The sequence below is a fragment of the Streptomyces viridochromogenes DSM 40736 genome (assembly GCF_000158955.1).
In the GTDB taxonomy this organism is placed as follows: domain Bacteria; phylum Actinomycetota; class Actinomycetes; order Streptomycetales; family Streptomycetaceae; genus Streptomyces; species Streptomyces venetus.
The window spans coordinates 7,262,286-7,287,890 of the sequence record NZ_GG657757.1; the positions used below are offsets into that span (position 1 = coordinate 7,262,286).

The following is a 25,605-nucleotide window of genomic DNA, read 5'->3' on the forward strand; positions in this document are numbered from 1 at the left end:
CCGTTCATCGGGATTGCACCCGGAGTGCACCGGGCGGCCGGGGATTGTCAGTGGCGCGTGTTGTCATGGAGGGGTGATCGAAAGCACCGAAACCATCGAAGAGTTTCTCGTACAGCACGCCTCCGACGTCGAGGAGGCGATCCGCACGGCGGCGGCCACCGAGATCATGCCGCGCTGGCGCCGCCTGGCCGCACACGAGGTCGACCAGAAGGCCGGACCGCATGACCTGGTGACGGACGCCGACCGCAAGGCCGAGCTGTTCCTGACCGAGGCGCTGGCCGCCCTGCTGCCCGGCTCGGTCGTCGTCGGCGAGGAGGCGGTCCACGCCAACCCGGCGTCCTATGAGGCGGTCAGCGGCGACGCCCCGGTCTGGATCGTCGACCCGGTCGACGGGACACGCCAGTTCGTGCGGGGCGAGGCCGGGTTCTGCACCCTCGTCGCGCTGGCCCAGGGCGGCACCGTGCTCGCGTCCTGGACCTACGCCCCCGCCCGCGACCTGTTCGCCACCGCCCAGCGGGGCAAGGGCGCCCACCTCGACGGAGAGCGGCTGTTCGCCGGTGTGCCCGAGCCCGGCCGGGACCTCCGCGTGGCCACCTCCCACCCGGACTACACGACGGACGAGCAGAAGCGCGCCCTGCTCTGCCTGCGCACCGAGGGCGTGGCACCGCGCCCCTGCGGCTCGGCCGGACTGGAGTATCTCGCCATCGCCCGGGGCGAGTCCGACGCGGTCGCCTTCTCCTGGGAGGCGGCCTGGGACCACGCGGCCGGGCTGCTCCTGGTCGAGGAGGCGGGCGGCGCCCACCTGACCCGCGCGGGCGAGCCGTTCCGGATCACCGGCGGCAACGCGCTCCCGTTCACCGCGGCCCGTGACGCCGCCACGGCCCGCCGGATCGCGGCCCTTCTGGCGGGCGGGGCGTGACGCTCACGGAGCGTACGCGGCTCGTCGCTCGAACCGCGCTCCAGCCCTGCTGTCGGCGAGATTCCGCCCTCGGCCGGTGACTGTCAGTCCCCGGGCATATCCTGATCCCCAGTGGCCGTCGGCTGACGAAGGGGTCCGAAGGTGCCGTCGATGCTCGATGCCGTCGTGGTGGGTGCGGGACCGAACGGACTGACCGCCGCCGTGGAACTGGCCCGCCGCGGCTTCTCCGTCGCCGTCTTCGAGGCCCGGGACACCGTGGGCGGCGGAGCCCGCACCGAGGAGCTCACGCTCCCCGGGTTCCGGCACGACCCGTGTTCCGCCGCCCATCCGCTCGCCATCAACTCGCCCGCTTTCCGCGCCCTCCCGCTCGAGCGTCACGGACTGGAGTGGCTGCACGCCGAACTGCCCATGGCCCACCCCTTCCCGGACGGCACGGCGGCCGTGCTGGCCCGGTCGGTCGGCGAGACGGCCGCCTCCTTCGGGCCGCGCGACGCCGGGGCTTACCGCAGGCTCGTCGAGCCCTTCCTGCCCCAGTGGGACGTCCTGGCCCGCGACTTCATGTCGCTGCCGCTCACCGCGCTGCCCCGCGACCCGGTCACCCTCGCCCGCTTCGGCCTGGTCGGCCTGCCGCCGTCGACCCTGCTGATGCGCCGCTTCCGTGACGAGCGGGCCAGGGCGCTGTTCGCCGGGCTCGTCGCCCATGTCATGGCGCCGCTCGGCGGCTTCGCCACCGGCGCCATCGGCCTGGTCTTCGCCCTCGCGGCGCACGCCCGCGGCTGGCCCGTCGCCCGTGGCGGCTCACAGGCCATCTCCGACGCCCTCGCCGCCCTCCTGCGCGACCTCGGCGGCAGCGTCCACACCGACTACGAGGTCAAGCGCCTCGACGACCTGCCACCGGCCCGCGCCTACGTCTTCGACACCTCGCCCACCGCCCTGGCCCGCATCGCGGGCTTCGGCGACTACTACCGCAACTACCGCTACGGACCGGGCGTCTTCAAGATCGACTACGCGCTGGACGGCCCCGTGCCGTGGACCGCGAAGGAGGCCCGCGTCGCCGGCACGGTGCAGGTCGGCGCGGACCGCGCGGAGATCGGCGCGGCCCTGCGCGCGGCGTCCCGGGAGGGCCGCGCCCCCGACAAGCCGTTCCTGATCACGGTCCAGCCGAGCGTCGTCGACCCCACCCGGGCCCCGGCGGGCAAGCACGTCTTCTGGGCCTACGGCCACGTCCCGCACGGCTGGACCGGCGACCTCACCGACGCCGTCGAACGCCAACTGGAGCGCTTCGCCCCCGGGTTCCGCGACCGCGTCCTGGCCCGGGCCACCGCGGGCCCGCCCGAAATCGCCGCACGCAACGCCAACTACGTCGGCGGCGACATCGCCTCCGGCGCGGTCTCCGGCCTCCAGCTCCTGCTGCGCCCGAAGCTCACCCTCTCCCCGTACACGACCCCCCACCCGGCCGTCTTCATCTGCTCGTCGGCGACACCGCCGGGACCTGGTGTGCACGGCATGTCGGGGCACAACGCCGCGAAGGCCGTCTGGAAGCGACTGAGGCAGACATGACCCTCATCGAACTGGTCCGGGGCGACATCACCCGCGAGAGCGTCGACGCGATCGTCAACGCGGCCAACTCCTCGCTGCTGGGCGGGGGAGGGGTCGACGGGGCGATCCACCGGCGCGGCGGCCCCGCGATCCTGGAGGAGTGCCGGGGGCTCCGCGCCTCGCGGTACGGCAAGGGCCTGGCCACCGGCAAGGCCGTCGCCACCACCGCCGGCGACCTGGACGCCCGCTGGGTGATCCACACCGTCGGACCCGTCTTCAGCGCGACCGAGGACCGCTCGGGCCTCCTCGCCTCCTGCTACCGCGAGTCCCTGCGGATCGCCGACGAACTCGGCGCCCGCACCGTCGCCTTCCCGGCGATCTCCACCGGCGTCTACCGCTACCCGATGCAGGACGCGGCGCGGATCGCCGTGGACGCGGTGCGGGCGGCGAAGACCGACGTCGAGGAGGTCCGCTTCGTGCTCTTCGACGAGCGGGCCTACGAGGCGTTCGCCGCGCGACTGCGCTGAGACATCACGGCCGGGAGCCGGACGGGGTTCAGACGGGCTCGGGCTCGAAGTGCCGCAACACGTCCCGGCCGCGATGGACTGCCCCGTACGTGCTCTCCGGTACGGCGTTCCAGACGCCGGGCAGGTCGCCCAGCGGCTCCGACACGACCAGACGGGTCTCCTCGGAGATCTGCCGCAGGAACATGAGGTCGGGGTGCAGGGCGCGCACGTCCTCCACCCGGCTGCTGTAGAACAGCGACCGCGAGGCCCCGGCGCTGGAGTAGCGGAAGAACCACATCCGTTCGCCGTCGGTCACGGCGATCGTCATCTGGAGCGGCTCCGGCACCCCGTGCTCGTGCCCCAGCCGTTCGACGAGCCCCGCCATCCGCGCCACCGCGCCCGGCGGGTCGCCGTCGAGCCCGAGGGTGAGGGCCACGTGGAACATCACCTCGGAGTCGGTCGTGCCCTCGAGCGACGGGAACAGTTCCGGGTCGACGGCCAGCATGAGGTCCCGGCGCAGCTCGGCGAACCCGCTGATGGCCCCGTTGTGCATCCACATCCACCGCCCGTGCCGGAAGGGATGACAGTTGGTCTGCTGCACGGCCGAACCGGTGGAGGCGCGCACATGGGCGAAGAACAGCGGCGAGCGGACGTGGTCGGCGATCTCCCGGAGGTTGCGGTTGCTCCAGGCGGGACCGGTGTCGCGGATGATGGCGGGCGTGCGCAGATGTGACGCGTACCAGCCGACCCCGAAGCCGTCCCCGTTGGTGGTCTCGACGCCCATCCGCGCGTGCAGGCTCTGGTCGATCAGCGAGTGCTCCGGGCGGTACAGCACATCGTCGAGCAGCACGGGAGTGCCCGTGTAGGCGAGCCAGCGGCACATGGTCGGTACCCCCGTTCCGGGCCGCGTCCGGCGTACCGTGCGGCTGCGTGGGTGAGGGGAGCGGATCCGTCTCCCGCCCGTGTGGTCCCAGCGAACCCCGGCCCGTGGGGCGTCCGCATCGCCCGTGGCGGGTGGTTGCCCCGAACCCGGTCCGGGCCGGGTGCCGTCGGGCGCGACCTGCTCCGGGCATGCGTGGGGGAGGGAAGACTGAGATCCTGAGCGAAGGGAGTACTGCTCGTGTCCTGACGGACGACAGGCGGTGGTGAGCATCATGGCCACGACCGACGCGACTGGTACGGAGCCGGCGATCACGGGCATCGATCCGACCGGCGACCCGCTGCTGCGCACCCGGTTCGCGCTGCCGGAGCGGCCCGCCACGTTCCTGCGCCGGACCCGTCTGGTCCGGCACCTCGACCAGGCCCTCGTGACGCCCCTGACGATGGTCAACGGTTCGGCCGGCGCGGGCAAGACCCTCCTGGTCGCCGACTGGGCCGCCAGCCTGCCCAAGCCGGTCGCCTGGCTCACGACCGACACCACCGTCCAGGCCCCCGGAGTCTTCTGGGCCTATCTGCTGGAGGCGCTGCGTGCCACCGGTGTGCCCGTGGCGGGCGACGTCGGCTGCCCGGCGGAGGCCGGCCGCGTCGACCAGCGGACGCTGACGTGCCTCGCCGCCGACCTCGAGAACCGCGACCACACCACCGTCGTCGTCCTCGACGAGTTCGACCGCGTGACCTCGCCCGAGATCGCGGAGCAGCTTGAGTTCGTCCTGCGCCACGCCGGACGGGGCCTGCGCCTGGTCCTCGTCACCCGTACGGAGCCCCTGCTGCCGCTCCACCGGTACCGGGCCTCGTGCGAGCTGACCGAGATCCGGGACGCGGAGCTGGCCTTCACCTCGGAGGAGGCCCACGAGCTGCTGTCACGGCACGGACTGCACCTGCCCGCGAGCGCCGTCCGCGCCCTGGTCGGGCGGACCCAGGGGTGGGCCGCCGGCCTCAGCCTGTGCGCGCTGGCCGCCCGGCAGGGCCCGGACCCCCAGGCCTACGTGAAACAGTTCGAGGCCGACCACAGCACGGTGGCCGACTACCTGCTGGCCGAGGTGCTCGACCGGCAGCCACCCGGCACCCAGGACCTGTTGCTGCGCATCAGCGTCCTGGACCGCTTCTGTCCCGACCTGGTGAACGCGCTGACGCAGCGCGGTGACGCGGAGCCGATCCTGGCCGCGCTGCACCGCGAGAACGCGTTCGTCCACTACCTCGGCCACTCCTGGTACAGCCTGCATCCCCTCTTCGCGGAGATACTCCGCGCCCACCTCCGGGAGCGCCTCCCCGGCCTGGAGCCGGAGCTGCGCGGCCGGGCCGCGCGGTGGCTGCGCCGCTCCGGAGCACTCCCCGACGCACTCGTCCAGGGGGCGGCGGCGGACGACTGGGAGTTCACCACCCGGGCGGTCGTCGACGACCTCGCGATCGGGCAGCTCTTCACCGGCCTGCGCTCCGAGGACCTGTCCGCCCTGTTCGCACGGATGGGATCCGAGGTCCGGGGTCCGGCGCCCGACCTCGTCCGCGCGGCACGCGAGCTGGCGCGGCACGATCTCGACCACGGCCTGACCCATCTGCGCCGGGCCGAGGAGCAACTGGCCGGAGACGGGACCGACCCGGCGCGGGGCCGGCTCAGCTGCGCCCTGCTGGAAGTCCTCGCGGGACGGCTGACCGGCTCTCCGGGCAGAGCGGAACGCGCCGCCGAGCAGGCTTGGGCCCTGCGGAAGGACGTCCCCGCGCAGCTTCTCGACGAGCATCCGGAACTCACCGCCCTCCTGCTCGCCCACCTCGGCGCCGCCCGGCTGTGGGCAGGGCGTTTCGACGACGCCCGGTCCGCCCTGTCGGCGGTCGCGGGGCACCCGGGCGGAGCGGCGATGGCGCTGCCCCGGTGGGAGGCCCTCGGACAGCTGGCCCTGATCGACTACCTGAACGGCTGGCCCGGCCGGGCGGAACACAAGGCCCGGGCGGCGGCCGGCCAGGCGGAGCACTACAGCCTGCCCCACCGCTCCGGAGCCGGCACCGGCCCCGTGGTCCTGGCCGCCGTGCACATCGACCGCGACGAACTCGACGAGGCCCAGGCGCTCCTCGACGCGGCGGACGGCTCCCCGTCGCTCGTCGAGGACCCGGTGTGGGAGGCGGGCCGCACCCTCACCCGGGGCCGCCTGCTGTTGGCCAGAGGGGATGCCAGGGGCGCGCTGACAGCGGCCGAGGCGATCGTCCCGGCCGCCGCGAGCTCACCCTGGGGCGCGGGACCACAGCGCCCTGCTCGCGTCCGCCGCCCACCTGGCGGAAGGGCGTACCGAGCTCGCCGAGAAGGTCGTGGAGCCGGTGGCACGGCACCGGACGGCCTGTGCCGTCGGGGCGGCGCGGGCCCGCCTCGCGGCGGGGCGTCCCGAGGAGGCGCTCGACATCATGGACGGCCTGCCCGAGGACGACCGGCCCGGCCCGGCGGTCACCGTCCGCGCCACGCTGGTACGAGCCCAGGCCGCCCACGAGACCGGGGACGACGACGGCGCCCGCCGCCTCGTCGCCCGCGCGCTGCTCGACGGCCGGCGCGAGCGGCTGCGCCGGCCGTTCCGGGAGGCCGGACCCTGGCTCCGCCCGCTGCTGAGCACCGGCAGACCACGGCAACTGGCCGAGGGCTGGCTCGTCTCCGGTCACGACCGGTACCGCGCTCTTGGGCACACCCCGCCGCACACCCGGGCGGAGTCCGGCCCGGACCTGGCCGTGGAGGAGCTGAGCGCCCGGGAGCGGGACGTGCTGCGCGGACTGTCCCAGATGATGTCGACGCAGGAGATCGCCGCCGACCTCCATCTCTCCGCGAACACCGTGAAGACCCACCTCAAGAGCATCTACCGCAAGCTCGCGGTGAGCCGCCGCGGCGACGCCGTGCGCCGCGCCCGCGACCTGCGCCTGCTGTGAACCCTTCGACGAACCTTTCGACGGACCCATCGACGGACCCATCGACGAGGCCGACGACGAGGTCGGCGAAGAGGTCGGCGAGGATTCACCTGCGCCGGGTGAGGGCGGCCGGCCCACCCGGGCGGAGCATCGGGGGGACAGGGCGCGCACCACCGCCCAGGCCGCCCGCGGGAGAGCAGCTCATGCGCTACGAGATCCGTGTCGACGGGCAGATGTCACAGACGCTCGTCAAGGTCTTCCCGGAGCTGGAGCACGTGACGATGTCCGGTCAGACCGTCCTGTACGGTCCCGTCGTCGACATGGCGCACCTGTACGGGCTGCTGACCCGATTCCAGTCACTGGGACTCAGGGTCGTGGAGATGCGCCGGCTGCCGGAGTGACCGGGCGGGGGGCCCGCCCGGTCACAGGGTCGCCGTGGGAATCCGAATCCGGCCGGAGCGGGCCGCGGTGCCCAGCGCCGCGAAGTCCCGCTCGTTCTGATCGGCGTAGGCCTGGGCGAACGAGGTGAGCGCGCGGTCGAAGCGGTCGCTGCCGCCCAGGTAGGCCGCGATGGCGACGGGGTCGCCCGAGCGGGCGTGGGCCCGGGCCAGGCTCGCCCCGCACAGCCGCGCGAACAGCCGCAGCAGGCCGGGGCTCATGGTGTCCGGGCGCGCGATGCCCTTCCAGTCCCGCAACTGCCGTACGTAGAAGTCCCGCTCGTGCCCGTCGAGGCCCACGGCGTGCGTCCAGCCCAGCAGGATGTCGCTGGTGGTCTGGATCAGCCGCTGTCCCGCGACCACGCGGTGGCCCTGGTTGTCGTAGCGGTCGCCGCCGGTGTGGGCCGCGAGCACGGACTCCTGTGCCTCCTTGGCCTGGAGCAGCAGGGGATCGTCGTCGTCCCGGCCGAGCAGGAGCACGATCCAGCAGCGGGTGCCGACGCTGCCGACCCCGACCACCTTGCGGGCGATGTCCACCATGCGGTAGCGGCTCAGCAGGTGCCGGCGCTCGGAGGACAGGGACTGGGCGTACCCCTCCAGGACGGTGCGCAGCTCCTTCTCCTGCCCGTGCGGTGAGGAGTCGGTCACCAGGTCCCGCAGCGGAGTGATCAGCGGCGGGTCGGGTGCGATCCGCCGTCCCTCGGCCGTCGCCCGGGTGAGTTTCGCGAAGGCCTGGAGGCCGGTGCGGGTGCGGGCCTTCGCCGTCGCTTCGGCGGTACGGCGCCTCGCGTCCTTGGTCATCGACGCGGCCATCAGTTCCCGCAGCTGGTCGGCGTCGTCCTGCGCGTACCAGATGTCCAGGGTGCGCATGCCGGCGAACTCCCGCATCCGCTGCCGGTAGGCCCGCACGCACGCCTCCACCGTGCTGTTCTGCACCGCGGTCTCGAACCCGTCGGCCCGGCCCGCGATGGCGAAGCTGGCCGCCAGCCGCTTCACGTCCCACTCGAACGGCCCGGCCAGGGTCTCGTCGAAGTCGTTGATGTCGAAGACCAGATGGCGCTCCGGCGAGGCCAGCAGCCGGAAGTTCAGCAGATGGGCGTCCCCGCAGAGCTGCACCCGCAGACCGGTGTCCGCGGCGGCCCCCAGGTCGGCGGCCATGATGGCCGCCGCGCCCCGGTAGAAGCGGAACGGGGACTCGAGCATCCGTGCGTAGCGGATCGGTACCAGGTCCGCCACCCGGGTCGCCGACTGGCGCTCCACCACGTCGACCGGGTCGAACCGCTCCGGACCCGCCTCGAAGGAGCCGTGGGACGAACGCGGGATGCGCCGCCGCGCGCTCCGGCCCCCGGCCGCCCGCTCGGCCGGCGACAGAAAGGCCTTCTCGGGGCTCGTTACGGTCATGGCTCAGCCCTTCGGCGGCTCGCGTCCCTGTTTCCGCATCCCGGCCTCCACCGCGCTGACGAGAACGCGTGCGGCCACGCCCACCAGGAGCAGTCCGCCCAGCATCTGAAGCATCGTCACCATGCGTCCGGTCTGGGACCGGGCGACGATGTCGCCGTACCCGACGGTGGTGAACGTGGTGAGCGTGAAGTACAGGGAATCCGTCTTGGTCAGAGGCTCGCTGAAGGAGCCCGGGGTGGTCTGCTCCACCAGGAAGTACGTGCCCGCGAAGAGCAGCAGGAAGAGTGTCAGCGTCGTGGTCAGGGCCTCGACGGCCTTCAGTCGGGGGTAGGGCGAGGACATGATGGCCCGCACCTCCCGCCAGAAGACCACGAGGACCACCAGCAGGCCGAAGGCCAGCAGCGCCGAGGTGTGGACCGTGCTGTGCCCGTCCAGGGGCAGCACGTAGTAGACGGTGACGAGCCCGGAGGCGATGAGGGCGGTACGGACGAGAGCGGCGAACTGCGCGCGTCGCCCGGGACGCCGCTCCCGGGCTCGCCGAGAACGGGCGGGCCCGGCCGGGGAAGCCGCTGGTCGGTCCATCTCGTGTCTCCCGGTCCTGTGGACTGGGCTCCCCACTCCATCGCGGCGGAGCCGGAGACGGATCACCCACCGCGGGTGATTCCGGTGATCGACTGCGCGCGAGCCTTTGACCAGGGAGGACCGGACTCGCTGCCGACCCGGTGGACCCCGCCGCCGGACGCTCACCCGCCCCGGGTGAGGCGGCCGGGACCGGGCCGTGAGCACGCTGGGAGCGGCACGGCACGGCTGCCGGGCGTGGGTCAGGGACGGAGGAGTGACATGAGTGGGCAGACGTATCTCGCGTATGACTTTCCGCTGCTGAGCAGCTTCTGGGCGATCCTGTTCTTCTTCCTGTGGATCATGTGGATCGTGCTGCTGTTCCGCGTGGTTCTCGACATCTTCCGGGACGACTCCCTCAGCGGCTGGGGCAAGGCCGGCTGGCTGGTCTTCTGCATCGTCCTCCCCTTCATCGGCGTCTTCGTCTACGTCGTCGCCCGCGGCAAGGACATGGGCCGCCGCGAGACGGCACAGGCCCGCGAGCAGCAGGAGGCCTTCGACAGCTACATCCGGGAGACCGCCAAGGGCGGCGGCAGCAGCGCGGACGAACTCGCCAGGCTGTCGGAGATCCGCGCCCGCGGCGACATCACGGACGAGGAGTTCCGCAGGGCGAAGGAGATGGTCCTGAGCGGTTCCGGCCGGTCGGAAACCTGACCCCGACCTGTCCACCCGGCGAAACGAGGCAGCAGGATGACCACCACTCACCCGACGGGCGCGCACACGGCGAGGCGCGATGGGCCGTCGGCACGATGGCCCTCGGGGCCGTCATGCTCATGATCGCCGGGATCCTGGGCATCATGCGCGGTATCGCGGGGATCGCGGAGGACGACGTGTTCGTCACCACCCCCAACTATGTCTTCCGGTACGACCTCACGGGCTGGGGCTGGATCCACCTGATCCTGGGCGCGGTCGCCGTGGCCGTCAGCATCGGACTGTTCCAGGCGTCGACGTGGGCGCGTGTGGCCGGAGTGGGCATCGCCGGACTCGTCATCATCGCCAACTTCCTCTCCCTGCCGTCCTATCCGGTCTGGTCGCTGGTGATGATCGCGATCTCCGGGCTCATCATCTGGGCGCTGTGCACGGTCCGCAAGGACGACGTCTGGCAGCCCTTCGAACAACCGCCGGGCAATCCGTGAGACGCAGCCCGCTCGACGGTGCGAGGGCGGAGCCGTGGCCCGGATCAGAGGGGGAGAACGCAACTCACACGGACAGGCTCACGGCTGTGAGTGTCGCGGCCTCAGGCGCGGGCGCGGACCAGCAGCAGCGCGACGTCGTCGTCGGGTTCCGGGCTGAGCGCGCTGAGCAGGATGTCGCTGGTGCGTTGCAGGCTGGGTCCCGCGTTCTGCAGGTGGCGGGTCAGCGTGGTGAGGCCGGTGTCGATCGGTTCCCCGCGGTTCTCGACCAGCCCGTCGGTGTACAGGGCGAGCAGCGAGCCCGGGGCGAGCTCCACCTCCACGGTGCCGAACTCCACGCCGCCCACCCCGAGCGGGACGCCGCCGGGCACGTCGACGAGCTCGGCGCTGCCGTCCGCCCCGGCGAGCACGGGCGGCAGGTGACCCGCGCTGGACAGCGCGCAGGTGCCGGCCCGCAGGTCGCACACGGCGTACACGCAGGTGGCGATCGCGTCCCCGAGTGAACCGGCGATGTCGTCGAGGTGCCGCAGCAGCTCTGCGGGCGGCAGGTCCAGCCGGGCCAGGGCCCGCGTCGCCGTGCTCAGCTGCCCCATGATCGCCGCGGCCTGGACACCCTTGCCCATGACGTCGCCCACGACGAGCCCGGTGCGGCCCGGCCCCAGCGGCAGCACGTCGTACCAGTCGCCGCCGACCTCGCTGAGGGCCGGGCGGTAGCGGGCGGCGATGTCGAGCCCCTCCCGCTCGGCGGGCGTGGCCGGGAGCAGGCTGCGCTGCAGCGTCAGGGCCGTGCCGCGCTCCCGGCCGTAGAGGCGGGCGTTGTCGATGCAGATCGCGGCGCGCGCGGCGAGTTCCGAGGCGAGCACCCGGTCCCGGTCGTCGAAGGGGCGCTCGGTGATCGTGCGGTACAGCGTGAGCGTGCCGAGCACCTTGCCCCGGGCCATCAGCGGCAGCGCCAGGTAGGTGTGCGCGCCGGCCTCGCGCAGGGTCTGGGCGGCGCGCGCGTCCCGGGCGATGCGCCGCATCATCTTCGTGTCCACGCTTTCGACCAATACGGGGCGTCCGCTGCGGACGCACTGCGTGATGATCCGTGACGAGCCGTAGGTGGCGACCTCGCCGACCGGGTCGGCGGCGTGGATGGCGTCGGTGGGGTAGCCGGCCGCGACGGCCAGTGCCCTGAACTCGGCGGGCGCGCTGTCCGACACCGGCGCGATGGTGCCGTGCGCCACGACGGACTCCAGGACGTCCACCGCGGCCAGGTCCGCGAGATGCGACACCACCACGTCGGCCAGTTCTCGGGCGGTCTGCTGGAGGTCCAGCGTGGTGCCGATCCGCACCCCGGCGTCGGCGATCACCGACAGGTGCTGGCGGGCCTGCGCGACCTCGGCGGCGGCCTGCTGGCGCTCGGTGACGTCCAGCACGGCCATGGCGAGGCCCAGCACCCGGCCGTCGGTGTCCTCGATGCGGTGGTACGACTCCGAGTAGGCGCGGTCCTCCTCGTCCGCCGCCGTCCGGCCGATGGTCTGCTGGTCGAGCAGGGGTCTGCCGGTCTTGAGGACGTGCCGCATCCGGTTCTCGATGGCCGCCACGTCCAGGTCCGGCAGCACCTCCGCGACCCGGCGTCCCAGCACGGCCTCCTCGGGCACGCCGTTCATCCGCTCCAGCGCGGGGTTGACCCCGACCCAGCGCAGGTCGTTGTCGAAGATGGCGATGCCGAGCGGCGTCTGGTTGACGAGGCTGTGCGAGAGGGCGAGGTCCCGCTCCACGTTCCGTACGGTCGTCGCGTCCGTGGCGAGGCCGAGCAGGTGGGGCTGGCCTTCGGGGTCCAGCAGCCGCATGGTGCGGAACTCCACGGCGCGCTCCGTGCCGTCCTTGTGCCGCAGCGGGAAGACCCCGGCCCAGCGGTCCCCCGATCTGACCTGCGCGAACAGCTCCCGGCCGCGGTCGCGGTTCTCCGGCGCGATCAGGAGCGTGTCGGCGCGCTGCCGCAGGGCCTCGGCCGCGGTGTAGCCGAGCAGCTGCTCGATCTCGGGGCTCCAGAGCGCGATGTGCCCGCTCGCGTCGAGGACCACGGCGGCGACCTTCAGCAGGTCCAGGAGCCCGCCGGGCGCGGCCGTGACGGCATCGCGGTCCGAGGTCGCATACCCGTTCATGCGAGCCGCTCCTTCCGGCGCGGCAAAAGGTACCGCCAAGATCCGTCATGCGGGCTTTCCGATGAGGTCACATTAAGTCGGAAGGGCGGCACTGTCGCGCCGAAGTGGCAAAAAACCGAGGTGCGCGCACCTGGAGTCCGCCGGGGCATCGAGGACACGTCGACTCCCTTCACCGAGGGAGACGGCGCTAACCATCAGGACCGCACAAAGTCCGACGCGGTCATTGCTTCGATTGTGTTCGAGTTCTAGGGTGTGCCTGCTCAGCAGTTGCTCCGTCACCGTCAGTTGCTACGCGTCCCAACAGAAACTCCCACGCCGGGAGGGCAGTTGAGGACGTCAGCTGATGTGCCCTCAGTCCGTGCAGCACCCTGTCGAACCGAGGAAGGCCACGGTCATGCCGCACCCGCACCCGTCTCCCACCGACCGGCCCGTCGTCAGCCGTCGCCGTCTGCTGGAGGGAGGAGCCGCAGTGCTCGGCGCGCTCGCCCTGTCAGCGTCGCCCGTCGCGGCGCACGCGGCCGGCCGGCGCCCGGCGGCGGACGGGCCTCCGGAGTGGAACGACGGCCTGACCGTCCACCGGGTGGGCACCGAGCCGCCGCACACCACGCTCATGCCGTACGCCGACCTCCCGCAGGCACTGGCCGCCGACCGTACGCGCTCGCCGTACCGGATGAGCCTCGACGGCACGTGGAAGTTCGCCTACGCCGACCGGCCCGACGACCGGGACACGGACTTCTACCGCACCGACGTCGACGACTCCGGCTGGGACACCATCCCCGTGCCCTCGGCCTGGCAGCTGCACGGCTACGACTTCCCGATCTACGTCAACATCACCTATCCCTGGTGGGGCCCCAACGGCGGCGGCGAGGACGCGCAGCCGCCGGCCGCCCCGACCCGCTACAACCCCGTCGGCCAGTACCGCCGGACGTTCACCGTCCCCCGCGACTGGTCGGGCCGCCGCACCTTCCTGCACTTCGAGGGCGTCAAGTCCGCCCACTACGTGTGGATCAACGGCGAGTTGGCCGGCTACCACGAGGACTCCTACACCTCCGCCGAGTACGACATCACCCGCCACCTCAAGCCGGGCACCAACCAGATCGCCGTCGAAGTGTTCCGCTACTCCGACGCGGAGTGGCTGGAGGACCAGGACATGATCCGGCTGAGCGGCATCTTCCGCTCGGTCCACCTGTACTCCACGCCGGTCGTGCACCTGCGCGACTTCAGACTCGGCACCCCGCTCGGCGACGACTACACCTCCGCCGAGCTCGAGGTCACCGCGCACGTCCGCGACTACGGGGGAGAGGGCGCCGGCCGGTACACCGTCGAGACCCAGCTGTACGACGCGCGCGGCCACGCCGTCTGGGCGCGGCCCCTGAACGGGCCCGTCGACGTCCCCGACGGCGACGAGGCCACCGTCGAGACGACGAGAGCCGTCCCCGCACCGAAGCTCTGGTCGGCCGAGCACCCCTACCTCTACACCGCCGTACTGCGGCTGCGCGACCCGGCCGGCAAGGTGGTCGAGACCCTCTCGCACCGGGTCGGCCTGCGCGAGTTCGCGCTCAAGGACGGCCTGATGCGCATCAACGGCCGGCCGGTCTCCTTCCGCGGCACCAACCGGCACGAGATGCACCCCGCCACCGGCTCGGCGCTCACCCGCGAGCAGATGGTCGAGGACATCGAGATCATCAAGCGGCTCAACATCAACAGCGTCCGCACCTCGCACTACCCCAACAACCCGCTGTGGCTGGAACTCGCCGACGAGTACGGCCTGTACCTCGTGGGCGAGACCAACCTGGAGACCCACGGCATCCGCGACAGGTACCCCGGCAGCGGTCACGCCGAGTGGACCGAGGCGTGCGTGGCCCGCGCCCAGAACATGGTCCACCGGGACAAGAACCACGCCTCGGTGGTCATCTGGTCGCTCGGCAACGAGGCAGGCGGCGGCACCACCTTCAACGCCATGCACGACTGGATCCGCTCCTACGACCCCACCCGTGTCATCCAGTACGAGGGCGACGACCGCCCGGGCATCAGCGACATCCGCTCCGAGATGTACGACAGCCCCCAGCGGGTCGAGCAGCGCGCCAAGGACACCGGCGACACCCGCCCGTACGTGATGATCGAGTACTCCCACGGGATGGGGAACTCCAACGGCAACTTCAAGAAGTACTGGGACATCGTCCGCCGGTACGACGTCCTCCAGGGCGGCTGGATCTGGGACTTCGTCGACCAGGCGCTGAGCTGGCCCACCCCGTCCCGCAAGCTGCTGACCGAGTCCGGACCGGGCGCCCTGCGCGGCGAGATCATCGCGCCGAGCGGCACCTTCGACCGCGCCAAGGGCGTCCTCGGCGGCACCGTCTTCCCCCGCGACACCCGCCTCGACCTCACCGGCTCGCTCACGCTGGAGGCCTGGGTCACCCCGGGCGTCACCGGTGGCCACCAGCCCCTCATCGCCAAGGGCGACACCCAGTACGCGCTCAAACAGAACGACAGGACACTGGAGTTCTTCATCCACAGCGGGGGGCAGTGGGTCACCGCGAACTGGGCGCTGCCCGACGGCTGGACGGGCAAGGAGCACCACGTCGCCGGCGTCTTCGACGCGGACGCGGGCACGCTCACCCTGTACGTCGACGGCCAGGTGCGTGCCACCCGTACCACCACCCGGCGCCCCAGCGACACCACGGCGTCGTTGTCGCTCGCCACCGACGTCGACAACCCGACCCGGGAGTTCAGCGGCACCATCCGGCGGGCCCGCGTCTACGCCCGCGCGCTGAGCGCCGCGGAGCTGGCCTCGGACGGCCGGGGCCCGAAGGACGAGGGCGTGCGCTTCTGGTTCGACGCCGCCACCGCGGGCCACACCGAGAAGCGCCCGCGCGAGAAGACCTTCTACGCCTACGGCGGCGACTGGGGCGACAACCCCAACGACGGGGCCTTCTCCGGCGACGGCATCATCACCGCCGACCGCGGCCACACGGGCAAGGCCGCCGAGGTCAAGCGGATCTACCAGGCGATCAACGCGACCCGGGCCTCGGGCGGCCCCGGCGCCGTCAGGCTGACCAACGAGTACCTCTTCACCAACCTCCGTGAGTTCGACGGCCGTTGGTCCCTCGTCGCCGACGGCGAGGTCGTCCAGCGCGGCCGGCTGACCCGGGAGCAGCTCGACGTCGACCCGCTGACCGGCAAGGACGTCGAGGTGCCGGTGCGGCTGCCGGCGCGGCCCGCACCGGGCACCGAGTACTTCCTGGAGCTCTCCTTCACCACCAAGGAGCCCACCAAGTGGGCGAAGGCCGGATTCGAGGTGGCCAAGCAGCAACTCGCCCTCGACGCGGGCAGCCCCGCGGTCAAGGCGGTGCCGCTGCGCGGCGTGCCCGCACTGCGGTACACCGACCGCGACGACGAGGTCACCGTCAAGGGCAACGGCTTCTCGGTCACCGTCGACAAGAGCGAGGGAACCATCACGTCGTACGAGGCCGCGGGCGCGCGACTGATCACCTCCGGCCCGGTCCCGAACTTCTGGCGGGCACCCACCGACAACGACCGGGGCAACGGCCACCACACCCGCAACCAGGTGTGGAGGGACGCCGGAGCGCGGCGGAAGGTCGCGGACGTACAGGTGAGGCCCCTGGACGAGCGGGCCGTGGAGATCACCTTCACCGGCACCCTGCCCACCACCCCGGAGTCCACCTACAGCACCACGTACACGGTCTTCGGCAACGGCGAGATCAAGGTCGACAACACCCTGCACCCGGGCGCGTCGAACCTGCCGTACCTCCCCGAGGTCGGAAACCTGCTGTTCCTGCCGCGCCGGCTGGACCGGCTGCACTACTACGGCCGGGGCCCCGAGGAGAACATGTGGGACCGCAACAACGCCACCGACGTGGGCCTGTACTCCGGCATCGTCTCCGGGCAGTGGAGCTCCTACCTGCGCCCCCAGGAGAACGGCAACAAGACCGACGTCCGCTGGGCCGCGCTGACGGACGGCGGCGGGCGCGGACTGCTCGTCTCCGGTGAGCCGCTGCTGGAGGTCAACGCCTCGCACTTCACCCCCGAGGACCTGTCGGTCGGCGCCAGGCACGACTACCAGCTCACTCCCCGGGACGCGGTGGTCCTGCGGGTCAACCACCGCCAGATGGGCGTGGGCGGCGACAACAGCTGGGGCGCCCACACCCACGACGAGTTCAAGCTGCTCGCAGACCGCGACTACGCGTACACCTACCGCCTGCGTCCGCTCACCCGGGTGAGCGAGGCGATGGAGGCCTCGCGGCGGCCCACGGCCACCGAGTAGCACCGACGGTGTGACAGCGGCGCCGTCTCAGTCGGCGGCGTCGCTGAGGCCCAGGCGCAGGTGCTCCACGTGGTACACGGCCTGGTCGAGCAGCTCGGCGACATGGTGGTCGTGCAGCGCGTAGACCACCGAACGGCCCCGTCGCTCGCCCACCACCAGGCCCAGGTTGCGCAGCAGCCGCAGCTGGTGCGAGCAGGCCGACTGCTCCATGCCCACCTCGGCGGCCAACTCGGTGGCCGGCAAGGGGCCTTCGCGCAGCCGCGCCAGGATCAGCAGACGGGAGGGCGTGGACAGGGCCTGGAGCGTGGTGGCGACCTTCGCGACGTTGTCCGCGTCCAGGCGTACGCGCTCGGCGGCGGCGTCCTGCGCGGGGATGACGGCTCCATGACCCATGACGTCATCGTACCGGGCGCACACGAACACATGAATGAATATTCATCTGTCCCTGTGCGGCGGTGGGCGCCCGCACGTCGATGTCGGATTCTCGCCAGCCCCGGCGCCGCCCGATGCCCGATGCTGGACGCATGCAGATGGGGATGCACACCGACACAGAACGCTGCGTACGCGCCGTCCGGTCCAAGGACGCCCGGTTCGACGGCTGGTTCTTCACGGCCGTCCTGACGACCGGCATCTACTGCCGTCCCAGCTGCCCGGTCGTGCCGCCCAAGCCGGAGAACATGGTCTTCCATCCGAGTGCGGCCTCCTGCCAGCAGGCCGGTTTCCGGGCCTGCAAGCGCTGCCGGCCCGACACCAGCCCAGGCTCCCCGGAGTGGAACCACCGCGCCGACCTCGTGGCCCGCGCCATGCGGCTGATCGCCGACGGCGTCGTGGACCGCGAGGGCGTGCCCGGCCTCGCCGGCCGCCTCGGCTACAGCACCCGGCAGGTCGAGCGCCAGCTGCTCGCCGAGCTCGGCGCGGGGCCGCTCGCGCTCGCCCGCGCCCAGCGCGCCCAGACGGCCCGGCTGCTCATCGAGACGACGGCCCTGCCGATGGCACGGATCGCCTTCGCCGCCGGCTTCGCCTCCATCCGCACCTTCAACGACACGGTCCGCGAGGTCTTCGCCCTGCCCCCGAGCGAGCTGCGCGCCAGCGCCCCGAAGCGGCAGGGCGCGAGCACCCCCGGCGCGCTGTCGCTGCGGCTGCCGTTCCGCGCCCCGCTCAACCCCGACAACCTCTTCGGCCACCTCGCCGCGACGGCCGTACCCGGCGTGGAGGAGTGGCGGGACGGCTCCTACCGCCGCACGCTGCGCCTCCCGTACGGCCACGGCATCGTGGCCCTCACCCCCACCCCCGACCACATCGCCTGCCGCCTCACCCTCAGCGACCTGCGCGATCTGACCGTCGCCATCAGCCGCTGCCGCCGCCTGCTCGACCTGGACGCCGACCCGGTCGCCATCGATGAGCAACTGCGCACCGACCCGGTCCTGGCGCCCCTGGTCGACAAGGCGCCCGGGCGGCGCGTCCCGCGCGCGGTGGACGAGGCGGAGTTCGCCGTCCGGGCCGTGCTGGGCCAGCAGGTCTCCACCGCCGCCGCCCGCACCCACGCGGCCCGCCTGGTCACCGCGCACGGCGAACCGGTCGACGACCCCGAGGGCGGTCTCACCCACCTCTTCCCGGCGCCGGAGACCCTCGCGGAGGTGGACCCGGAGACCCTGGCGATGCCCCGCACCCGCCGCACGACCTTCACCACCCTGGTCCGCCGGCTCGCCGACGGCGACCTCCGCCTGGGCGTGGAGAGCGACTGGGCCGCGGACCCGTGCCCAGCTCCTCGCCCTGCCCGGCTTCGGCCCCTGGACGGCCGACGTCATCGCCATGCGCGCCCTCGGCGACCCGGACGCCTTCCTCCCCACCGACCTCGGCATCCGCCGCGCCGCCCGGGACCTGGGCCTGCCCTCGACCCCGGCCGCGCTCACGGCCCGCGCGGCGGCCTGGCGCCCCTGGCGGGCCTATGCCGTCCAGTACCTCTGGGCGACCGACAGCCACCCGATCAACTTCCTTCCGGTATAGGGACGTTCCATGAAGCAACACACCGTGACCGACAGCCCGTACGGCCCGCTCACCCTCGTCGCCGACGACGGCGTCCTGTGCGGCCTCTATATGACGGACCAGCGCCACCGCCCACCCGAGGAGACCTTCGGCACCCGCGACGACACCCTGTTCGCCCGGGCGGAGGAGCAGCTGAAGGCCTACTTCGCGGGCGAGCTCAAGGAGTTCACCGTCGAGATGCGCCTGACGGGCACCCCGTTCCAGCGCGCCGTCTGGGACCAGCTGCGCCGCATTCCGTACGGCGAGACCCGCACCTACGGCGAACTCGCCGACGCCCTGGGCACCCCCACGGCCTCACGCGCGGTCGGCCTCGCCAACGGCCGCAACCCCATCGGCATCATCGTGCCGTGCCACCGCGTCGTCGGCGCCAACGGCAGCCTCACCGGCTACGGCGGCGGCCTGGACCGCAAGCGCCGGCTGCTGGCCTTCGAGAGCGGGGCCGTGCTGTTCTGAAGGGTGTTGCAAAATGCCCGCCACCGAGCCTTCTGCAACACCCTTCAGCCGGTGTCGCCCAGGCGGCGCAACAGCTCGGGCAGGGCCGTTCCGATGGGTTCGCGGACGAGCTCGTCGGCGCGGTCGTCGTACGGCGTCGGCTCGGCGTTGACGATGACCAGCCGGGCGCCGTGGTCGGCGGCGACACCTGCGAGGCCGGCGGCGGGCTGGACCTTCAGGCTCGTGCCGACGGCGACGAACACCTGGCAGGCCTTGCTGATGGCGACCGCCTCGCCGAGCACGACGGGGTCGAGCCGCTCGCCGAACATCACCGTCGCCGACTTCAGGATCCCGCCGCACTCCAGGCACGGCGGGTCGTCCTCACCGGCCTCGACCCGGGCGAGCGCGTCCGTCATCGGGCCGCGGGCGTGGCAGCCCGTGCACACGAAACTCCGCGCCGTCCCGTGCAGTTCGAGGACCTTGCGGCCCGGCATCCCGGCGAGCTGGTGCAGCCCGTCCACGTTCTGGGTGATGACCCGCACGGGCACCCCCGACCGCTCCAGGCCGGCGACGGCCAGGTGAGCGGTGTTGGGCTCCGCCTGGAGCGTCCGGTTCTTCCGCCGCATCTGCCAGGAGCGGCGGCGGATCTCCGGGTCGCCCATGTAGTACTCGTACGTCACGAGCTTCTCGGCCTCGGGGTCCCGCCGCCACAGGCCGTTCGGTCCGCGGTAGTCCGGGATCCCGGAGTCCGTGCTGATGCCGGCGCCGGTGAGGAGCGCGACGAGTGGCTTGCCCATGACACCGAGGGTAGGCGGGGCGGCGCGGGGGCGGCGAGCGGATATCGAACGGGGCGTCGAGGGGTGAGCGGCCGGAGCCGGTCAGGACACCCGGTGTCCGTTCTCCAGCTCGGCCGTGCCCGAGCCCTCGGCCAGGACGTCGAGTCCGGCCAGGACACGGCGGCCGAGGGCGCCCGGCAGGTATTCGGTCAGCTCCTCGTGCGGGACCAGCCGCCAGGACAGCAGCTCCGCCTCCTGGAGGCGGATCGCCTTGAACTCGTCCTCGCCGAGCACCCCGCCGTCGTAGAGGTACGCCACCAGCGGCGGACGCCCCGGACCGTGCACCCAGTCCACCGCCAGCAGCCGGCCCAGCTCACGGTCCAGGCCGATCTCCTCGGCCGTCTCGCGGCGCGCGCCCTGCCGCGGGGTCTCGCCGTCGTCGGACTCGATCGTGCCACCGGGCAGCGTCCAGCCCTCCCGGTAGTTGGGTTCGACGAGCAGCACCCGGCCCTCGCCGTCCCGGAAGAGCGCGGCGGCACCGGCCAGGACGCGGGGCAGGGACGCGATGTAGGCGGCGAAGTCAGGAGAGGTGGTCATCGGTGCAGGGTAACCACCTGGCGCCGGCTCAGCCGCAGGGGAAGACGTAGTCCGACTTGTAGTTGATGTAGAGGCTGCTGGAGGAGGAGCCCATCTTGGCGGTCACCGGGGCGCAGGCGAAGCTGGAGACGTACACCGGGCCGGCGTACTCGCTGAAGTTGCCCGCGTCCTTGTCGCAGGAGGTGCCGCCGACCTTGCAGACCTGCACGAGCATGTACTGCGACCTGCCGACGTTGTTGTCGAGGATGACGCAGCCCTTGCCGCCGTTCTCGTAGGCGAAGAGGGTGCCCAGACGCTCGCTGGGGTCGGTGCCGACGGGCAGCGGGATCGCCTTGCTCAGCGTGTAGCCGCTGCCGCACACGGTGGCCGCGGCGGCCGCGGGCGCGGGCTGCTCGGCGGCGACGGCCTGCGGGGCGGTGAGCACGGCGGCGGTCAGGACGGACACGGAAGCGGCGGCGCGGACAGCGGTTCTGAGACGAGACATGACAAGCAGACGCTTTCTGTCAGGCGCGAGGACGCGGGCCGAGTGACTGGAAACGATCGAACGATCCGATGGCCTGATCACTTTACGGTCGGGTTTGATCGGCATCGTCGGCTCGCGTGGAAGTGACCGGAATCAGCCGAATGGAAGCACTTCCAAGCGGAATGCCTGGCTGAGTTCGAGTGAAGTGGCCGATACTGAGCCGTCATGAGGCCCGGGTCTCGAAGCGGAAGACCGATGCGGCCGCCGAACGCGGCCGGAAATGGCCGGTTCGATCCGGTCAGGCCTCCCGCTCCGCCAGCCGCAGCGTCCGCTCCGCGAGCTCGCTGATCCGCACCCCGTCGAAACCGAACACCGCACTGCGGACCGTGTCCTCCAGCGGCACCTTCCACTGGTCGGGGATGGCCGCGGCCCCGCCGAGGACACCCGCCACCGACCCCGCCGTCGCGCCGTTGGAGTCGGTGTCCAGGCCGCCGCGGACGGTCAGCGTGATGGTGCGGGTGAAGTCGCCGTCGCCGTAGAGCAGCCCTGCGGTGAGGACGGCGGCGTTCGGGACGGTGTGGATCCAGCCCATACCGGCGGTCTCCTCGGCGACCGTGCTGAGCGTGTCCTCCCAGGACATCCGGGTGTCGTGCAGGGACACCACCCGGCGCACCGTACGAGCCAGGCGGCTGCTCGCCGGGATCACGGTCAGGGCCTGGTCGACGGCGTGCCGCACCGTCGGCGCCGTGAACGCCGCCGCGATCAGAGCCGCCGCCCACATCGCCCCGTAGACCCCGTTGCCGGTGTGCGACAGCACCGCGTCCCGCCGGGCCAGCGAGGCGGCCCGGCGTGGCACGCCCGGGCAGGTCCAGCCGTAGATGTCGGCGCGGATGAGGGCGCCGATCCACTCCTGGTACGGGTTGTCGTACGTGGCGGTCAGCGGCGGTTTGAGCCCGCCCGCGAGGTTGCGGTACGCGGCCCGCTCGGCGGTGAACGTCTGGAGGTACGGCAGCCGCAGCAGCCACAGGTCGCCGACCTGCTCGGTGCTGAAGCCGAAGCCGTGGGTCTCCAGCAGGTCGAGGCCGAGGATCGCGTAGTCGACGTCGTCGTCCCGGCAGCTGCCGTGGATCCGGCCGCGTACGCACTGGCGCCATTCGGGGCGCAGCACGGGTTCGTCGGCGCCGGTGGGCTCGGGCAGGTAGTCGGTGAGGGGGAGGGCGGCGGCCTGCCGGAGGTAGCGGTCGATGCGGTCGCGGGTCCAGACCTCGCCCTGCTCGACCGGCTTGCCGAGCATGTTGCCCGCGATGCGGCCCGTCCAGCCGCCGAGGATGCGGTCGGCGAGCGCCGTTTCGGTGTCGACGAGGGTCATGGTTCTGGTCTACCCGTTTTGGGAGGGTGCCCAAGGGGGGCGGGGCCGCGGGTGTGCCGGCGGCGGTGGGTTCGTCGTGGTCTGCTGCGCAGTTCCCCGCGCCCCGCGCCCCGCGCCCCTGAGGCGAGGGCCCCCAGGTCCATGGGATGGGCACGGGCTGACGGCGGACGGGTCCTCCGGTTAAGGTCGCTGCGGCGCGACTGGCCCTGACGTGCGTGAGGGCCCGGAGAGCAAGGGGAGTGCAAGTGGCGGACGCTGCAGTGAGCGGCACCCGGAGGGCACAGCGGACGGGGCGGGTGCTCGTCGCCGCGGACAAGTTCAAGGGGTCGCTGACGGCCGTGGAGGTCGCCGAGCGGGTGACGGCCGGGCTGCGCCGGGCCGTACCGGACCTCGAGGTCGAGGCGCTGCCCGTGGCCGACGGCGGCGACGGGACGGTGGCCGCGGCGGTCGCGGCCGGGTTCGAGCGCCGCGAGGTACGGGTCGCGGGCCCCTTGGGCGACGAGGTGACGGCGGCGTTCGCGCTGCGCGAGGGCACCGCGGTCGTGGAGATGGCCGAGGCGAGCGGGCTCCAGCGGCTTCCCGCCGGGGTCTTCGCACCGCTCACGGCCTCCACCTACGGCTCCGGTGAGCTGCTGCGGGCCGCGCTGGACGCGGGCGCCCGCACGATCGTCTTCGGGGTCGGCGGCAGTGCGACCACGGACGGCGGCGCGGGCATGCTGTCCGCGTTGGGCGCCCGGTTCCTGGACGCGGACGGCGAGCCGGTACCGCCGGGCGGCGGCGGCCTCGCCGGTCTGGCCGGCGCCGACCTGTCGAACCTCGACCCTCGGCTCGCCGAGATCGAATTCGTCCTCGCGAGCGACGTGGACAACCCGCTGACCGGCCCCAAGGGCGCGCCCGCGGTCTACGGCCCGCAAAAGGGCGCCTCGCCGGACGACGTGGAGGCCCTGGACGCAGCCCTCGCGCACTTCGCGAAGGTCCTGGAGGGGGCGCTGGGCCCGAAGGCCGCCGAGTACGCCGCCTCGCCGGGCGCGGGTGCCGCCGGCGGCATCGGCTACGGCGCCCTGCTGCTGGGCGCCCGGTTCCGTCCCGGCATCGAGGTGATGCTCGACGTCCTGGGCTTCGCACCCGCCCTGGACCGTGCCGGCCTGGTGATCACAGGTGAGGGCTCCCTCGACGAGCAGACCCTCCACGGCAAGGCCCCGGCGGGCGTCGCCGCGGCGGCCCGTGCGGCCGGCAAGGACGTCGTCGCGGTCTGCGGCCGTCTGGCCCTGCCCCCGGAGACCCTGGGCCGCGCCGGCTTCCGTCGTGCGTACCCCCTGACGGAGGCGGAGCCGGACGTCGCGAAGTGCATCGCCGAGGCGGGCCCGATCCTGGAGAGGGTGGCGGAGCGCATCGCCAGGGACTTCCTGACCTGAGTCTGGTTCTGTCCGACCTGCGCCGGGCCGCAGAGCAAGGCAGCCGCAGAGCAAAGCAAGCGAAGGGCCCCGAACCGATACCCGGTCCGGGGCCCAAAGCAGGAATCACACGCTACGGCGTCACGGAAGCTGCGCCGCCCGCGCCTCACGCCGGTTGTCACGGAACGTGTTCACCCGGCGCGCCGTGGCGAACAGCGGGATCGTCGCCGCCATCACGATCTGCAGCGCGCACCCCGTCTGCAGCAGCGCCTGGCCGCCCGGCGCGTCGAACGCCCAGGCCGCCAGCATGCCCATGGCCGAGACGATCCAGCCGAGCACCGCCACCGCCAGGACGCCCCGCGGCTTCGGGTACTCGACCCGGCTCACCATCAGCCACGCGGTACCGACGACCGCCAGCAGCGTCGCCTCGAACGGCAGCTCCAGCAGCACGATCGAGACGACCGTGAGCGCACCGAACGGCGAGGGCATGCCCTGGAACGTGCCGTCCTTCACGGTGACGCACGAGAAGCGCGCAAGCCGCAGCACCACCGCCAACAGCACCACGATCGCGCCCACCGCCGCGACCCGCTCGTGGGCGTCCCTCGCGACCATGCCGTACACCAGCACGAAGTACGCGGGCGCCAGGCCGAAGCTGATCAGGTCGGAGAGGTTGTCCAGCTCCGCACCCATCGGCGACGACCGCAGCTTGCGGGCGACGAGGCCGTCGAACAGGTCGAACACAGCCGCGCACAGCATCAGGATCACGGCCGTGGCCGCGCTGTTGCGGGCCATGCCCGAGGCGTCACCCGAGAGGTGCGGGATGAGGATGCCGGTGGTGGTGAAGTACACCGCCATGAAGCCGCACGTGGCGTTGCCGAGCGTCAGGGTGTCCGCTATCGACAGGCGCAGAGAGAGGGGCATCTCCTCTTCTTCGCCGACCTCGTCGGCCTCCGGCACCCAGCCGGCCTTGGTATCCGGATCAATCACGGTCAATGCGAGTCACCCCAGCCACGGTCTTCTGACCGACCTCGACCGCGACCTCCACGCCTTCGGGCAGGTAGAGGTCGACCCGCGAGCCGAAGCGGATCAGGCCGATCCGCTCGCCCTGCTCGACCTTGGTGCCCTGCGGCACGTAGGGAACGATGCGGCGGGCGACCGCGCCGGCGATCTGGATCATCTCGATGTCGCCGAGCTCGGTGTCGAAGTGCCACACGACACGCTCGTTGTTCTCGCTCTCCTTGTTGAAGGCGGGAACGAAGCCACCCGGGATGTGCTCGACCGACGTCACCGTGCCGGCCAGCGGCGCGCGGTTGACGTGGACGTTGAGCGGGCTCATGAAGATCGCGACGCGGGTGCGGCCGTCCTTCCACGGCATGATGCTCTGCACCACACCGTCGGCGGGCGAGATGACCCGGCCCTGGGTGATCTCGCGCTCGGGGTCGCGGAAGAACCACAGCATCCCCGCCGCGAGCGCGGTGGCGGGAACGGCGACGGCCTTGGCGGCGCCGGAGCGGCGGGCACGGGCCAGGCTGAGAGCTGCGGTGGCGACGGTCGGAAGGAGCCACGGCGATGCTCCGCGCGCGAGGCGTACGCCGGCCCGGCTGTCGCGTGGTGCAGAGGTTTGGCTGTGGGGCATGGATGACCTTCGTAGCGGATGAGGCCGCACTCTGACGGGGGACGGCGGCTTTCCGGCGATCGTAGCGGCTCGGGGCCCTAACTGG

At 72.4% G+C, this 25,605-nt stretch carries 20 protein-coding genes and 2 pseudogenes; 11 read left to right on the forward strand and 11 right to left on the reverse strand.

Features of this window, described 5'->3' with window-relative positions; all coding sequences use genetic code 11:
- Positions 1-73: 73 nt before the first annotated feature.
- The 3 genes from SSQG_RS31795 to SSQG_RS31805 all read left to right on the forward strand — a co-directional run bounded on the left by SSQG_RS31795 (position 74) and on the right by SSQG_RS31805 (position 2,985).
- Entirely contained in the window at positions 74-919 is an 846-nt protein-coding gene (locus SSQG_RS31795) for an inositol monophosphatase family protein (protein WP_003994060.1), read from the forward strand.
- A gap of 150 nt (positions 920-1,069) precedes the next feature.
- Positions 1,070-2,479 carry a phytoene desaturase family protein gene (locus SSQG_RS31800; protein ID WP_039934084.1) on the forward strand — a complete coding sequence of 470 codons (1,410 nt, stop codon included), beginning with the start codon at positions 1,070-1,072 and terminating at the stop codon, positions 2,477-2,479.
- Positions 2,476-2,985: an O-acetyl-ADP-ribose deacetylase gene (locus SSQG_RS31805; protein ID WP_003994062.1), complete on the forward strand. Its 510-nt coding sequence runs from the start codon at positions 2,476-2,478 to the stop codon at positions 2,983-2,985. The genes SSQG_RS31800 and SSQG_RS31805 overlap by 4 nt, the downstream gene beginning before the upstream one ends.
- 28 nt (positions 2,986-3,013) lie before the next feature.
- Here the strand turns inward: SSQG_RS31805 and SSQG_RS31810 are convergent, their stop codons facing one another.
- Positions 3,014-3,847 (reverse strand): class II glutamine amidotransferase, encoded by an 834-nt coding sequence (locus tag SSQG_RS31810; RefSeq protein ID WP_003994063.1) that lies wholly within the window; start codon positions 3,845-3,847, stop codon positions 3,014-3,016.
- Between the two features lie 271 nt (positions 3,848-4,118).
- Here SSQG_RS31810 and SSQG_RS31815 point away from each other — a divergent pair.
- Together SSQG_RS31815 and SSQG_RS31820 are read left to right on the forward strand one after the other, a co-directional pair.
- Positions 4,119-6,804: pseudogene (locus SSQG_RS31815) on the forward strand (LuxR C-terminal-related transcriptional regulator).
- Positions 6,805-6,986: 182 nt separating this feature from the next.
- Positions 6,987-7,184, forward strand: a complete 198-nt coding sequence (locus SSQG_RS31820; protein ID WP_003994065.1) for a hypothetical protein — start codon at positions 6,987-6,989, stop codon at positions 7,182-7,184.
- Between the two features lie 21 nt (positions 7,185-7,205).
- Here the strand turns inward: SSQG_RS31820 and SSQG_RS31825 are convergent, their stop codons facing one another.
- Positions 7,206-8,621 carry a DUF2252 domain-containing protein gene (locus SSQG_RS31825; protein WP_003994066.1) on the reverse strand — a complete coding sequence of 472 codons (1,416 nt, stop codon included), beginning with the start codon at positions 8,619-8,621 and terminating at the stop codon, positions 7,206-7,208.
- 3 nt (positions 8,622-8,624) lie between these two features.
- Complete coding sequence (locus SSQG_RS31830) at positions 8,625-9,203, reverse strand: ion channel (RefSeq protein WP_078506960.1); 579 nt, start codon at positions 9,201-9,203, stop codon at positions 8,625-8,627.
- Between the two features lie 258 nt (positions 9,204-9,461).
- On the opposite strand from SSQG_RS31830, the gene SSQG_RS31835 reads away from it, so the two are divergent.
- Positions 9,462-9,893: an SHOCT domain-containing protein gene (locus SSQG_RS31835; protein ID WP_003994068.1), complete on the forward strand. Its 432-nt coding sequence runs from the start codon at positions 9,462-9,464 to the stop codon at positions 9,891-9,893.
- A 95-nt stretch (positions 9,894-9,988) separates the two neighbouring features.
- Positions 9,989-10,375, forward strand: a complete 387-nt coding sequence (locus SSQG_RS31840) for a DUF7144 family membrane protein (RefSeq protein ID WP_052310373.1) — start codon at positions 9,989-9,991, stop codon at positions 10,373-10,375.
- Between the two features lie 101 nt (positions 10,376-10,476).
- On the opposite strand, the gene SSQG_RS31845 is transcribed toward SSQG_RS31840, so the two are convergent.
- Positions 10,477-12,522 carry a SpoIIE family protein phosphatase gene (locus SSQG_RS31845; RefSeq protein ID WP_039934085.1) on the reverse strand — a complete coding sequence of 682 codons (2,046 nt, stop codon included), beginning with the start codon at positions 12,520-12,522 and terminating at the stop codon, positions 10,477-10,479.
- 394 nt (positions 12,523-12,916) lie between these two features.
- On the opposite strand from SSQG_RS31845, the gene SSQG_RS31850 reads away from it, so the two are divergent.
- Positions 12,917-16,807: a glycoside hydrolase family 2 TIM barrel-domain containing protein gene (locus tag SSQG_RS31850; protein ID WP_003994071.1), complete on the forward strand. Its 3,891-nt coding sequence runs from the start codon at positions 12,917-12,919 to the stop codon at positions 16,805-16,807.
- Positions 16,808-16,834: 27 nt separating this feature from the next.
- On the opposite strand, the gene SSQG_RS31855 is transcribed toward SSQG_RS31850, so the two are convergent.
- The gene (locus SSQG_RS31855; protein ID WP_003994072.1) at positions 16,835-17,200 is read right to left on the reverse strand and encodes an ArsR/SmtB family transcription factor; all 366 of its coding nucleotides are present in this window, start codon (positions 17,198-17,200) and stop codon (positions 16,835-16,837) included.
- Positions 17,201-17,343: 143 nt separating this feature from the next.
- On the opposite strand from SSQG_RS31855, the pseudogene SSQG_RS31860 reads away from it, so the two are divergent.
- Positions 17,344-18,814 (forward strand): annotated as a pseudogene (locus SSQG_RS31860) (AlkA N-terminal domain-containing protein).
- Between the two features lie 9 nt (positions 18,815-18,823).
- Positions 18,824-19,306, forward strand: a complete 483-nt coding sequence (locus tag SSQG_RS31865) for a methylated-DNA--[protein]-cysteine S-methyltransferase (protein WP_003994074.1) — start codon at positions 18,824-18,826, stop codon at positions 19,304-19,306.
- Between the two features lie 44 nt (positions 19,307-19,350).
- Here SSQG_RS31865 and SSQG_RS31870 read toward each other — a convergent pair whose 3' ends face one another.
- The 4 genes from SSQG_RS31870 to SSQG_RS31885 form a co-directional block, all read right to left on the reverse strand.
- Complete coding sequence (locus SSQG_RS31870; RefSeq protein ID WP_003994075.1) at positions 19,351-20,082, reverse strand: SIR2 family NAD-dependent protein deacylase; 732 nt, start codon at positions 20,080-20,082, stop codon at positions 19,351-19,353.
- Between the two features lie 81 nt (positions 20,083-20,163).
- Positions 20,164-20,658 carry an NUDIX domain-containing protein gene (locus SSQG_RS31875; RefSeq protein ID WP_003994077.1) on the reverse strand — a complete coding sequence of 165 codons (495 nt, stop codon included), beginning with the start codon at positions 20,656-20,658 and terminating at the stop codon, positions 20,164-20,166.
- A 28-nt stretch (positions 20,659-20,686) separates the two neighbouring features.
- Positions 20,687-21,142, reverse strand: a complete 456-nt coding sequence (locus SSQG_RS31880; protein WP_039934086.1) for a hypothetical protein — start codon at positions 21,140-21,142, stop codon at positions 20,687-20,689.
- 277 nt (positions 21,143-21,419) lie between these two features.
- Complete coding sequence (locus SSQG_RS31885; RefSeq protein WP_003994079.1) at positions 21,420-22,490, reverse strand: ADP-ribosylglycohydrolase family protein; 1,071 nt, start codon at positions 22,488-22,490, stop codon at positions 21,420-21,422.
- A gap of 296 nt (positions 22,491-22,786) precedes the next feature.
- On the opposite strand from SSQG_RS31885, the gene SSQG_RS31890 reads away from it, so the two are divergent.
- On the forward strand, positions 22,787-23,905 hold the full coding sequence (locus tag SSQG_RS31890; RefSeq protein WP_039934087.1) for a glycerate kinase: 1,119 nt from the start codon (positions 22,787-22,789) through the stop codon (positions 23,903-23,905).
- Positions 23,906-24,025: 120 nt separating this feature from the next.
- On the opposite strand, the gene pssA is transcribed toward SSQG_RS31890, so the two are convergent.
- Together pssA and SSQG_RS31900 are read right to left on the reverse strand one after the other, a co-directional pair.
- Positions 24,026-24,877 carry a CDP-diacylglycerol--serine O-phosphatidyltransferase gene (gene pssA, locus SSQG_RS31895; RefSeq protein WP_078506961.1) on the reverse strand — a complete coding sequence of 284 codons (852 nt, stop codon included), beginning with the start codon at positions 24,875-24,877 and terminating at the stop codon, positions 24,026-24,028.
- Positions 24,864-25,520 carry a phosphatidylserine decarboxylase gene (locus SSQG_RS31900; protein ID WP_003994082.1) on the reverse strand — a complete coding sequence of 219 codons (657 nt, stop codon included), beginning with the start codon at positions 25,518-25,520 and terminating at the stop codon, positions 24,864-24,866. The genes pssA and SSQG_RS31900 overlap by 14 nt, the downstream gene beginning before the upstream one ends.
- Between the last annotated feature and the right edge of the window lie 85 nt (positions 25,521-25,605).